Origin of the sequence: Bacteroides sp. OM05-10AA (assembly GCF_003439055.1) — a bacterium.
Lineage (GTDB): Bacteria > Bacteroidota > Bacteroidia > Bacteroidales > Bacteroidaceae > Bacteroides > Bacteroides intestinigallinarum.
The window spans coordinates 40,945-53,500 of the sequence record NZ_QSUR01000033.1 but is presented as its reverse complement, the minus strand read 5'-3'; the positions used below and the strand labels follow the sequence as shown (position 1 = coordinate 53,500).

Sequence of the window (12,556 nt, the reverse complement as noted above, 5' to 3'; positions counted from 1 at the left end):
AGAGTTCTTCTCTCTCTTTCTGCAAGTAAAACAGAGCGATAAATACAATTATAAATACGTGAAACTCTGTGTTACTCCATAGTAAATAAAAATATAAAACCTCTGTGTCCTCCGTGTCCTCTGTGGTGAAATATAATTTATCATTTCAAAACTATTTTTCTATTTAAACATTATATGTGCCCGATTTCGTATCTCCTCCGTGACCTGTCCAGTTCTCGTGGAAGAACTGTCCGCGCAACTCATCCTTACGCTCAAAAGTGTGCGCACCGAAATAATCGCGTTGTGCCTGCACAAGGTTGGCGGGCAGATCAGCAGAAGTGAGCGAATAGAAATAGTTGAGGGCAGAGGAGAAAGCAGGAACGGGAAGTTCTTCTTTCATGGATTCCGCCACCAGACTCTTCCATCCGGGAAGCAATGTCTTCATTTCTTCTTTAAAATAAGGAGCCAACAACAAGTGTTTAGGCTTGTCGGTGGCTTCGAAGGCAGCAGCAATATCGTTCAGGAATATACTGCGGATGATGCATCCCCCACGCCACATACGCGCAATGGAAGCCAGGTCGAGATGCCAGCCGAAAGCGTCGGAAGCACGTTGCAACACGGCGAATCCCTGGGCATAAGAGACGAGTTTGGAAGCATAAAGAGCAGAAAAGATATTCTTTACGAGTTCCGCCTTATTATATATAGGTTGTGTATGTTGACACTGGAATTGCTTGGAAGCCAGGTGACGCAAGTCTTTCTGTGAAGAAAGGCTTCGTTCGAATACCGCCGTGGCAATTAGCCCTAACGGCATACCGAGTTCCATCGCATTGATAACCGACCATTTTCCGGTTCCTTTCTGTCCGGCTGCATCCAGGATTTTATCAATGAGATAACCTCCGGATTTGTCTTTATGCCGCAGAATGTTGGCGGTGATCTCGATCAGATAACTGCGAAGTTTGCCTTCGTTCCAACGGGCAAAGACATCAGCCATTTCCTCATTGGTCAAATCAAGCAACTTTTTCATCACCCAATAGGCTTCGGCGATCAGTTGCATATCACCATATTCGATACCATTGTGAATCATCTTCACAAAATGACCGGAGCCGGCAGGACCCACCCATTGACAACAAGGAGTGCCATCCGGTGCTTTTGCCGCAATACTTTGAAGAATCGGCTTCACTTCCGGCCATGCTTTTTCCGAACCACCGGGCATGATAGAAGCTCCATTCAAGGCTCCCTCTTCACCACCGGACACACCGCTACCGACGAAAAGAAATCCCTTTGATTCCGCCAGTTGGACACGGCGGTTCGTATCTTCGTAATTAGAATTACCGCCATCAATAAGGATATCTCCCGGTGAAAGCAGCGGGAAAAGCTGATCCATCAGTTCGTCAACAGGACTTCCGGCACGAACCATCATCATAATCTTACGGGGAATAGCTATCGAATCTACAAATGCCTTTATATCTGTGAATCCTTCGATGTTTTTACCTTTTGCACGACCATTCAGGAAGCGTTCTACCACCCCCTCTTCTACTCCGGGAACAGTACGGTTATAAACCGACACGTGCCATCCCTTACTCTCCATGTTTAAAGCAAGATTCTCGCCCATCACAGCCAAGCCGATAAGTCCGATATCTGTTTTATTCTGATTTGCCATAACTTGTATATTTTGAATATTCTTTATCTTAGTAACATTTGAAATGCACATTTGTTCGCAATATTTTAGATTAAAATATTATTTTTGTGGTCTACAAATAAAATCAAGGATGAAGAAGATCAAAATCGGTTTGTTGGCACGCATCGTTATCGCCATCATTTTGGGTATTGCCATCGGCACAGTTTTCCCGGCTCCGCTAGTGCGAATATTTGTTACGTTCAATGGCATTTTCAGTGAATTTCTCAATTTCTCTATCCCATTGATTATCGTCGGACTGGTTACTGTGGCTATTGCCGACATCGGAAAAGGCGCAGGAAAAATGCTACTCGTGACGGCTTTGATCGCCTACTTCGCTACTCTTTTTTCAGGCTTTCTCTCCTACTTCACAGGAGTCACAGTATTTCCTTCGCTCATCGAACCGGGCGCACCACTTGAAGAAGTAAGCGAAGCGCAGGGAATCCTCCCCTACTTCTCCGTCTCCATTCCGCCACTGATGAACGTAATGACAGCTCTGGTTTTAGCTTTCACACTGGGGTTAGGACTGGCGTCACTCAACAGCGACGCATTGAAAAATGTGGCACGTGATTTTCAGGAAATTATCGTACGAATGATAAGTGCCGTCATTCTACCGTTGCTACCGCTTTATATCTTCGGCATATTCCTCAACATGACACATTCGGGACAAGTATATTCTATCCTGATGGTGTTTATTAAAATTATCGGAGTCATCTTCGTTCTTCATATTTTCCTGTTGGTTTTTCAGTATTCCATTGCGGCATTGTTTGTGCATAGAAATCCATTCAAATTGCTTAGCAAAATGCTGCCCGCTTACTTCACGGCATTGGGTACACAATCATCTGCAGCCACCATTCCCGTGACGCTGGAACAGACCAAAAAGAACGGAGTATCTGCTGAAGTAGCCGGATTTGTGATTCCGCTATGTGCCACCATCCATCTATCGGGCAGTACACTGAAAATTGTAGCCTGCGCACTGGCATTGATGATGATGCAGGGAATGCCGTTCGACTTCCCCCTGTTTGCCGGGTTTATCTTTATGCTGGGTATCACTATGGTAGCTGCTCCGGGAGTTCCGGGTGGAGCAATCATGGCTTCCCTGGGGATTCTGCAATCCATGCTCGGTTTCGACGAATCGGCACAGGCTTTGATGATTGCGCTTTACATCGCTATGGATAGTTTCGGCACTGCCTGCAATGTGACGGGAGACGGAGCTATCGCTTTGATTATCGACAAAATAATGGGAAAAAACCGTGCTGAATGACTGTGCTGAAAAATAATTGGAAAGTCACTTGGCTAGGTCACAAAAAATGCCGACATTTGCACCCACATTTTCAATTATATAAATAATTAGCGTATGAAAAAAGCCCTAATTTCAGGCATCACCGGGCAAGATGGTTCTTATCTTGCCGAATTTCTATTGCAAAAAGGTTACGAAGTACACGGTATACTCCGTCGTTCTTCTTCGTTCAATACAGGACGTATTGAGCATTTGTATTTTGACGAGTGGGTGCGCGACATGAAACAGAAACGTACGATTAATCTGCATTATGGGGATATGACAGATTCTAGTTCGTTAATTCGTATTATTCAACAGGTGCAACCGGATGAAATCTACAATCTCGCAGCTCAAAGCCACGTGAAGGTTTCGTTCGACGTTCCGGAATACACTGCCGAAGCGGATGCTATCGGTACGTTGCGTATGCTCGAAGCTGTACGCATCCTGGGACTGGAAAAGAAAACCCGCATCTATCAGGCTTCTACTTCCGAATTGTTCGGTAAGGTGCAGGAAGTTCCACAAAAAGAGACAACTCCATTCTATCCCCGTTCTCCGTATGGGGTAGCCAAACAATATGGTTTCTGGATTACTAAAAACTACCGCGAAAGCTATGGTATGTTTGCAGTAAACGGTATTTTGTTCAATCACGAGAGCGAACGCCGTGGTGAGACGTTCGTTACCCGTAAAATTTCGCTTGCTGCCGCACGTATCGCACAGGGCGAACAGGACAAGCTATACTTGGGTAATCTGGACGCACGCCGCGACTGGGGATATGCCAAGGATTACATCGAATGTATGTGGCTGATCCTGCAACATGATGTTCCCGAAGATTTCGTTATTGCTACCGGAGAAATGCACACGGTGCGCGAATTCGCAACGTTAGCATTCAAAGAAGCAGGGATCGAACTTCGTTGGGAAGGTGAAGGCGTAAATGAAAAAGGTATCGACGTAGCTACCGGAAAATCTCTGGTAGAAGTTGATCCGAAGTATTTCCGTCCATCGGAAGTAGAACAATTGCTGGGCGACCCGACTAAAGCTAAAACACTGTTGGGCTGGGATCCGCGTAAAACATCATTCGAAGAACTGGTAAGTATCATGGTTCGCCACGATATGGAGAAAGTGAGACGAATGATTGCTACCAAACACTAAAAAATGAATTTCATTTCACCACAGAGGACGCAGAGGACACAGAGAAAAAAATAAAATCCTCCGTGTCCTCTGTGTCCTCTGTGGTGAACTAATAAAAGATAGAATGGAAAAGAATGCAAAGATATATGTAGCAGGACACCGCGGACTTGTGGGATCTGCTATCTGGAAGAATTTGCAGGATAAAGGATACACCAATCTGGTAGGCCGCACTCACAAAGAGCTTGATCTGCTGGATGGCACGGCTGTCCGTAATTTTTTCGATGAAGAACAACCGGAATATGTATTCCTTGCTGCTGCCTTTGTGGGTGGTATCATGGCGAACAGCATCTACCGTGCCGACTTTATCTACAAGAATCTGCAAATTCAACAGAATATCATCGGAGAGAGCTTCCGTCACCATGTAAAGAAGTTGCTCTTCTTGGGTAGCACATGTATTTATCCACGTGACGCCGAACAGCCGATGAAGGAAGATGTATTGCTTACTTCACCGTTGGAATATACCAACGAGCCGTATGCAATCGCTAAAATTGCCGGACTGAAAATGTGCGAAAGTTTCAACCTGCAATATGGAACGAACTACATCGCTGTGATGCCGACAAACCTTTACGGACCGAATGATAATTTCGACTTGGAACGCAGTCATGTACTGCCTGCCATGATCCGAAAGATTCATCTGGCACACTGTCTGAAAGAAGGAAACTGGGAAGCTGTACGCAAGGATATGAATCTGCGTCCGGTGGAAGGCGTCAACGGCGACAGTCCGAAAGAAGAAATCCTGACTATTCTGCAAAAATACGGAATCAGCCAAACGGAAGTCACTCTTTGGGGTACAGGTACTCCACTCCGCGAGTTCCTTTGGAGCGAAGAAATGGCAGATGCCAGCGTCTTCGTAATGGAGCACGTAGACTTCAAAGATACCTATAAAGAAGGTAGCAAAGATATCCGCAACTGCCATATCAATATCGGCACCGGTAAGGAAATCACCATCCGTCAGCTGGCCGAACGTATTGTAGAAACTGTAGGGTATCAAGGAAAACTGACCTTCGACAGCAGCAAACCGGACGGCACTATGCGCAAGCTGACCGATCCTTCGAAACTGCACTCTTTGGGGTGGCACCATAAAATTGAAATCGAGGAAGGCGTACAAAGAATGTACGAATGGTACTTGAAATAAGAATTTAAAGAATCAATCAATATGCTATGAGCAGAATTATTTTTGCTTATAGCATATTTTTTTTTGATTATAGCATAATGTTTTTTGGTTATAGCATAATGAAATTAGCTATAAGCATAATCTTTCCTCCTACCAGCCTGTCGTAATCTCACTACATCGCCCTTCCCCATTTCCAAAAATTCTTCCCTCTTAATTCTTCATTCTTAATATAATTGCTATATTTGCACAAATTAATACCAAATGTGCAAAACAATGGAACAAAGTTTTATAGCCTACATTGAGAATAGTATCAAAAATAATTGGGACCTGGATGCCCTGACCGATTATAAAGGTGCAACTTTACAGTATAAAGACGTAGCTCGCAAGATCGAAAAACTCCATATCATTTTTGAAGAAAGTGGAATCCGCAAAGGGGATAAGATTGCTGTTTGCGGAAGAAACAGCTCACATTGGGGAGTCACTTTCCTTGCTACACTGACGTATGGGGCAGTTGTTGTACCCATCCTCCATGAATTTAAAGCGGACAATATACATAACATCGTCAACCATTCCGAAGCAAAATTACTGCTTGTAGGAGATATGGTATGGGAAAACCTGAATGAGTCGGCAATGCCGCTACTGGAGGGTATCCTGATGATGAACGACTTCACCCTGCTAGTGTCACGCAGCGAACGACTGACTTATGCACGCGAACACCTGAACGAAATGTTCGGCAAAAAATATCCGAAGAATTTCCGCACAGAGCACATCGCTTATCATAAGGATGAACCGGAAGAACTGGCTGTTATCAATTATACTTCAGGAACAACAAGTTACTCGAAAGGAGTAATGCTCCCCTATCGCAGTCTGTGGTCGAATACCAAATTTGCTTTTGAAGTGTTAGACCTGCAAGCCGGAGATAAGATCGTATCCATGCTCCCTATGGCACATATGTACGGACTGGCTTTCGAATTCCTTTATGAGTTCTCCGTGGGTTGCCACATCTACTTCCTTACCCGCATGCCGAGTCCGAAAATCATTTTCCAAGCTTTCGAAGAGGTGAAACCGAATCTGATTGTTGCCGTACCGCTTATCATCGAAAAAATCATCAAGAAGAGCGTACTTCCGAAACTGGAAACTCCTGCAATGAAGATCTTACTAAAAGTACCTATCATCAATGACAAGATAAAAGCAACGGTACGCGAAGAAATGATTAAGGCATTCGGCGGAAACTTCAAAGCTGTTATTGTAGGAGGTGCTGCTTTCAATCAGGAAGTAGAACAGTTCTTGAAAATGATTGATTTCCCTTATACAGTAGGATATGGAATGACGGAATGTGGTCCGATTATCTGCTACGAGGATTGGAGAAGATTCAAACCGGGTTCATGCGGAAAAGCTGTGCCACGTATGGATGTGAAAGTGTTGTCATCTGATCCCGAAAACATTGTTGGCGAAGTCGTATGTAAGGGCCCGAATGTGATGTTGGGATATTACAAAAACGAAGAAGCTACCCAAGAAGTTATCGACAAAGACGGATGGCTGCATACAGGTGACCTGGCTTTGATGGATGCCGAAGGAAATGTTACGATCAGAGGACGCAGCAAGAACCTGTTATTGAGTGCCAGCGGACAGAATATCTACCCGGAAGAAATTGAAGATAAATTGAACAACCTGCCATACGTGGCTGAAAGTATTATCGTTCAGCAAAACGAAAAACTTGTCGGACTTGTTTATCCTGATTTTGACGACGCTTTCGCTCACGGTCTCAAGAATGAAGACATCGAGCAAATAATGGAAGAAAACCGTGTGGCACTGAATGATATGCTACCGGCCTACAGCCAAATATCCAAGATGAAAATCTATCCGGAAGAATTCGAAAAGACACCGAAGAAGAGCATCAAACGTTATTTATATCAGGAAGCAAAAGGCTAATATAAAGCTGCATAGAGATATAACTTAAACCGAAAAGAGAAAGGAATGAAGATAAAGAAAACAATATTCACGGCAGCTATACTAATGGCTGCCGTTTGTTTACCGGCACAAAACAAGAGTGCAGGTATTAATATATCCATCTGGAAAGATATTTGTACGCAACCGCATGACAGTACACAGACGACTTATGTGAACATCGGTCTCCTGTCTACAATGAATCGCTTGAACGGTGTGGGTATCAATGCATTGGGAAGTGTGGTACATGGTGACATGAACGGAGTACAGATCACCGGATTAGCCAACCTGGCAGGCGGAACAATGAGGGGTGTCCAACTGGCCGGTATCAGTAATATCAGCGGTAACAACACCGTAGGACTTTCTGCTGCCGGACTGGTAAATATCACCGGCGACAGAACGCAGGGAGTAATCATATCCGGTTTAACCAGTATCGGAGGAGATAATACCTCGGGGTTAATGATTAGCGGTTTCATGAATGTGACGGGCAATATGGCTTCGGGGCTACACTTTTCCGGAGCGGCAAATATTACAGGGCAGAGCTTCGGCGGCTTGATGGCTTCCGGACTTTTGAATGTAGTAGGCGAACACATGAACGGCTTGCAGATTGCAGGAATTGCCAACATAACCGCATCGAAACTGAATGGGGTGCAAATAGCATTATGTAATTATGCAACGCAGGCCCGCGGACTTCAAATTGGCCTTGTCAATTATTACAAAGAAGATATGAAGGGATTCCAACTCGGATTGGTTAATGCGAATCCTGATACAAGAGTACAAATGATGGTGTATGGTGGAAATGCTACGCCTGCCAATATAGGTGTACGCTTCAAGAACCAATTGTTTTATACCATTCTGGGAGTCGGCTCCATGTATCAGGGGTTGAATGATAAGTTTTCGGCAAGTGCATCCTATCGTGCCGGTTTGTCCTTCCCTCTTTACAAAGGCTTATCCATCAGCGGAGACCTTGGCTACCAGCATATCGAGGCGTTCGATAACAAAGACGAGGTAATTCCGAAACGTTTATACGCATTGCAGGCACGTGCCAATCTGGAATATCAATTTACCAGGAAGTTCGGCATCTTTGCAACAGGTGGTTATGGGTTAACCAGATTCTATAATAAATCAAGCAATTACGATAAAGGGGCGATTATAGAAGCAGGTATTGTTCTTTTCTAAACAGGAATCAGGCAAGATATACTGCTGAAAAGATTAAAACACTAATATCAAGACATTGCCTTACTAATTATAATTCGTTCCACCTGGATGTTTGTTTCGTTCCACCAAGGTTTTCCTTTCGTCCCACCCAGGTCGCTGTTTAGTCCCACCTAGGTGGAACGAATCACTCAAAACACTAAAAATTATTGAATTTTATATTGCAAAGAGATAGTATTTATATCTTTTCCTTTATCAGACCAGTACGATAAGCAACAAGCAATTTCTTCAAATCCTGTATTTGAGTCACCAGTTCTTTTCCCTTATCGGTATCTTTCACCATCATTCGTTGCGAATTAAATTCGAGAACGAAGTTGGTCGATTTGATATCAAGCCCCTCTTCAATGGCTTTCTGACGGGATTGGAACGGTTCGTGCTGTACGAGTTGCATACCATGAGAATGATAAACAAGCGTATATCCCGCAATTCCCGTTTCCGGCTGATAAGCTTTTGAAAAACCACCATCAATCACAAAAAGCTTGCCATTGGCTTTCATAGGTTGTTCTCCCTGAATCGTCTTCACAGGCACATGACCGTTGATAATATGCGAATGAGGCCCTGAAGCTCCAAACTCTGTCAAAATCTGGTCACAAATATCTTCCCGGTTACGCAATGTGTAATAATAGCCTTTCTTTTCTTTATGCAACTCTTTATCTTCTACAAAATAGCGCTCAAAAGTCGCCATCTTATCTTTATCAAACAAAGGAGCTTCCGGACCACACCACATATACCAGATATAATCCATAGCAAATTCCTTATCCTCCTCTCCCTCTTCATCGAAATAAGCGGTACGGATCAATTGATCGGCTTTATCCAGCAATTTATGTCCCCAGTATTCCTTACCACGTATTTTGACATGTTTAAAGCTGCCATCCTCATTCAGAGGAACAGAAGCATGATAAAGAAGATTCGAGTTTGAAACCAGATACATGCCGCCATAGGTAAACAGACAACGCATGTGCTTCTTCAATTTCTCACTATTCATAAATGAATAATGAATCTTTTCTACCAATTCACGTTCTTCTTCAGTCAATCGGTAAGGATTTGCCGGGTCTACAGTCGGGAAGTTGGTATCACGCAAAGCATATTCTTTTCCTTCATATACAAAGACGCCGCGTTCAAAATCAATCTTCTCCAAAAGTTTACGATTAGCCATTCCGAATTCCGGACGGCGGTCGATGATTTCAGCTTCCAACTTAAACTGGATAATGGTAATGGCTTTATGCATTTGAGTAATCAGGCGCAAAGTCTTCTCATTATAATGAGCATCGGCAAAGTTCATTTTCGGCATGAAGATGGTGCAAGGATCATCGGCATACGTATCCATTGCAAAAGTAGCCAATGGAAGCAAATTGATTCCGTATCCGTCTTCAAGTGTACCCAGATTACCATAGCGCATGGACATACGTATCACGTTAGCGATACAACTATCATTACCGGAAGCTGCTCCCATCCAAAGAATATCATGATTTCCCCATTGAATATCGAAGTTGTGGTAATTACACAATGTATCCATAATGATATGTGCACCGGGACCACGGTCGTAAATATCACCTACAATATGAAGAGAATCAATAGTCAAGCGCTGAATCAGATTACACATAGCGATAATGAAATCGTCGGCACGCTTCGTAGTGATAATCGTGCTGATAATTACATTAATATAAGCATGCTTATTCGGTTCGATAGACGATTCGTGCAATAACTCCTGAATGATATAAGAGAATTCGGCAGGTAGTGATTTACGAACCTTCGAACGGGTATATTTGGAAGACACGTTCTGACAGACTTTCACCAGTTGGTTCAGCGTAATCAGATACCAATCATCCAGATCCTTTTCACGGGCCTTCACCAATTGGAGTTTCTCTTCGGGATAATAAATCAACGTGCAGATTTCTTTCTTTTCAGCTTCACGAAGAGTGTTGCCGAATATTTCATTTACTTTACGTTTTACCGCACCGGAAGCATTTTTCAGCACATGCTGAAAAGCTTCATATTCTCCATGAATATCAGTCAGGAAATGTTCTGTCCCTTTCGGTAGATTTAAGATAGCCTCTAAGTTGATTATTTCCGTACTGGCATCGGCAATGGTAGGAAAACTTCGGGAAAGCAGTTGCAGGTAACGGAGATCACTCACAATGCTTTCAGGAGTTATGTTACTTTGAGCAGTCATTCTATTTATTATTTTACTATTTACAATTTATTAATCGGCAACTTATTATTAGTTGACAACTTCCATTTAGTAACTCAAAAAAGGAATTTATGAATTCCTCTCCTTTTATTGTTACAAATTTATCTATTTTAAACGATTCCTGATTAAGAAATGACTTCTTTTTATTTACAAATCCATCATTTCTCTATTTTCAATTCTCAATTCTCAATTTAACAAGAACATTAACAACACTTGAGCGATAATTACCCGCAGGAACATACACAGCGGATAAACAGTTGCGTAGGCTACGGATGGGTTGTCGCCGGGAATTGTATCGTTTACATAGTTCAGTGCCATCGGATTTGCCATACTTCCGCACAACATACCGGATACAGTACCGAAATCAATCTTCATCATCTTGAAAGCCACAAACCCCACCAGTACGGTTGGAACAATAGTCAATCCGGCTCCTAAAGCGATCCATAACAAACCTTCCGGACGGAATACGGTGTCAAAAAAATGAGCTCCGGCATCCAGTCCCAGACAAGCAAGGTACATGGAAAGTCCTAAGGCACGCAGCATCAGATTCGCGCTACGGGTGGTATAAGTAATCATGTGTATCCGCGGTCCAAAAGTTCCCAGAAGGATACCAACGATAATCGGTCCACCCGCTAATCCCAGCTTCACAGGAGTACTGACACCCGGAAAAGAGAAAGGAATAGCCCCCAATGCCAAACCGAGTACGATGCCGATAAACACAACAACCAGATTGGGTTCTTTCAAACTTTTTACAGCATTTCCAAGTACTTTCTCCACATTCTGAATAGCAGCAGCCTCTCCCACTACCGTCAGGCGGTCTCCTAATTGAAGTACCAATCCCGGAGTAGCAAGCAACTGCACACCCGACCGGTAAACGCGACTGATGTTAATCCCATAATGATTTCTCAACCGGAGTGAACCGAGTTTCTTACCATTCAGTTCAGGGCGGGTAACGACAATACGTTGCGAAATCAATTCACTATCAATCGCATTCCAGTCAATGTCCTCTTTATTCCAATCCGTATTTTCCTGTTCACCAAAAAGCACGGTCAAGGCCAAAGCATCTTTCTCCGCAGTTACCACCAGCAAACGGTCACCTTCCTTCAATATCTTGTCAGAAGTCGGAATACTTACATGTCCGTCACGCCATAAGCGGGAGATGACAAACTTCGGGTAACTCATGCGAGCTATATCCTTGATGCTTTTATTGAAAATAGCAGGATTGTGTACTTGAAACGCTGCAATGTAGGTTTTGTTCGCATCGTCTTTCTCTTTTATCTCCAAGTCTTCTTTGCGAACCAGCACTTTGCGAATTAATAAAACGGCAAGGATTACACCAACTACCCCCATCGGATAGGCTACCGCACATCCTAAAGCAGGAGTACTGCTGTCCATTCCCATCTGTTTTAATGTTTGTTGTGCAGCTCCCAACGCCGGAGTATTCGTCGTTGCTCCACAAAGGATACCAACCATATCAGGAAGAGAGACACCTGTCGCATAACTGGCCACCACCGTCAACAATGTTCCCAACAGAACAACTCCCAATGCCAGCATATTCAATGTCACCCCTCCTTTGCGGAAAGAGCTGAAGAAACCGGGACCGACTTGCAAACCGAGAGAATAAACGAAAATGACCAGTCCGAAACTTTCTGCGTAGTTCAACATCTGCGGATCGACCGAAAGCCCGAGATGGCCGGCGAGGATGCCTGCAAAAAAAACAAAAGTGACTCCCAGGGAAACTCCCCAGAAATGCACTCTTCCCAAGCCCAGACCAATGGCAGAAATCAATGAAAGTACCACAACAGCCTGTAAGGCAGAATGTTCGAGAAATAGACTATATAACCACTCCATGTATATAAAAACTAATAGGGCGCAAAGATAAAAACTATTTAGTCCGGTTCAAAACTTTTAAGCTCTCATTTCGCGCCCTATTTATACCCTGAATCATGTATCCTGAAATCTTATTGA

8 protein-coding genes are annotated in these 12,556 nt (G+C 43.6%); 5 read left to right on the top strand and 3 right to left on the bottom strand.

Annotation, left to right across the window (positions count from 1 at the left end; translation table 11 throughout):
* Positions 1 to 163: 163 nt before the first annotated feature.
* Positions 164 to 1,639: a decarboxylating NADP(+)-dependent phosphogluconate dehydrogenase gene (gene gnd / locus DXB58_RS21360; protein WP_032846467.1), complete on the bottom strand. Its 1,476-nt coding sequence runs from the start codon at positions 1,637 to 1,639 to the stop codon at positions 164 to 166.
* 109 nt (positions 1,640 to 1,748) lie between these two features.
* On the opposite strand from gnd, the gene DXB58_RS21355 reads away from it, so the two are divergent.
* The 5 genes from DXB58_RS21355 (at position 1,749) to DXB58_RS21335 (ending at position 8,361) form a co-directional block, all read left to right on the top strand.
* Positions 1,749 to 2,918 (top strand): dicarboxylate/amino acid:cation symporter, encoded by a 1,170-nt coding sequence (locus DXB58_RS21355; protein ID WP_004297835.1) that lies wholly within the window; start codon positions 1,749 to 1,751, stop codon positions 2,916 to 2,918.
* Between the two features lie 93 nt (positions 2,919 to 3,011).
* Positions 3,012 to 4,082, top strand: a complete 1,071-nt coding sequence (gene gmd / locus DXB58_RS21350; protein WP_117933029.1) for a GDP-mannose 4,6-dehydratase — start codon at positions 3,012 to 3,014, stop codon at positions 4,080 to 4,082.
* 103 nt (positions 4,083 to 4,185) lie between these two features.
* A complete protein-coding gene (locus DXB58_RS21345; RefSeq protein ID WP_122138208.1) occupies positions 4,186 to 5,256 on the top strand; it encodes a GDP-L-fucose synthase in 1,071 nt (356 codons plus the stop codon).
* 252 nt (positions 5,257 to 5,508) lie between these two features.
* On the top strand, positions 5,509 to 7,167 hold the full coding sequence (locus tag DXB58_RS21340; protein WP_122138207.1) for an AMP-binding protein: 1,659 nt from the start codon (positions 5,509 to 5,511) through the stop codon (positions 7,165 to 7,167).
* A 45-nt stretch (positions 7,168 to 7,212) separates the two neighbouring features.
* Positions 7,213 to 8,361: an LA_2272 family surface repeat-containing protein gene (locus DXB58_RS21335; RefSeq protein ID WP_117933025.1), complete on the top strand. Its 1,149-nt coding sequence runs from the start codon at positions 7,213 to 7,215 to the stop codon at positions 8,359 to 8,361.
* Positions 8,362 to 8,575: 214 nt separating this feature from the next.
* Here DXB58_RS21335 and DXB58_RS21330 read toward each other — a convergent pair whose 3' ends face one another.
* Complete coding sequence (locus tag DXB58_RS21330) at positions 8,576 to 10,570, bottom strand: fructose-1,6-bisphosphatase (protein ID WP_122138206.1); 1,995 nt, start codon at positions 10,568 to 10,570, stop codon at positions 8,576 to 8,578.
* A gap of 204 nt (positions 10,571 to 10,774) precedes the next feature.
* Positions 10,775 to 12,439, bottom strand: a complete 1,665-nt coding sequence (locus DXB58_RS21325; RefSeq protein ID WP_004297845.1) for a putative transporter — start codon at positions 12,437 to 12,439, stop codon at positions 10,775 to 10,777.
* Positions 12,440 to 12,556: the final 117 nt, after the last annotated feature.

Coding starts and splice junctions, on each gene's coding strand:
- DXB58_RS21330 (WP_122138206.1), bottom strand. CDS start 10,570: ATGACTGCTCAAAGTAACATAACTCCTGAAAGCATTGTGAGTGATCTC.
- DXB58_RS21345 (WP_122138208.1), top strand. CDS start 4,186: ATGGAAAAGAATGCAAAGATATATGTAGCAGGACACCGCGGACTTGTG.
- DXB58_RS21335 (WP_117933025.1), top strand. CDS start 7,213: ATGAAGATAAAGAAAACAATATTCACGGCAGCTATACTAATGGCTGCC.
- gmd (WP_117933029.1), top strand. CDS start 3,012: ATGAAAAAAGCCCTAATTTCAGGCATCACCGGGCAAGATGGTTCTTAT.
- DXB58_RS21340 (WP_122138207.1), top strand. CDS start 5,509: ATGGAACAAAGTTTTATAGCCTACATTGAGAATAGTATCAAAAATAAT.
- gnd (WP_032846467.1), bottom strand. CDS start 1,639: ATGGCAAATCAGAATAAAACAGATATCGGACTTATCGGCTTGGCTGTG.
- DXB58_RS21355 (WP_004297835.1), top strand. CDS start 1,749: ATGAAGAAGATCAAAATCGGTTTGTTGGCACGCATCGTTATCGCCATC.
- DXB58_RS21325 (WP_004297845.1), bottom strand. CDS start 12,439: ATGGAGTGGTTATATAGTCTATTTCTCGAACATTCTGCCTTACAGGCT.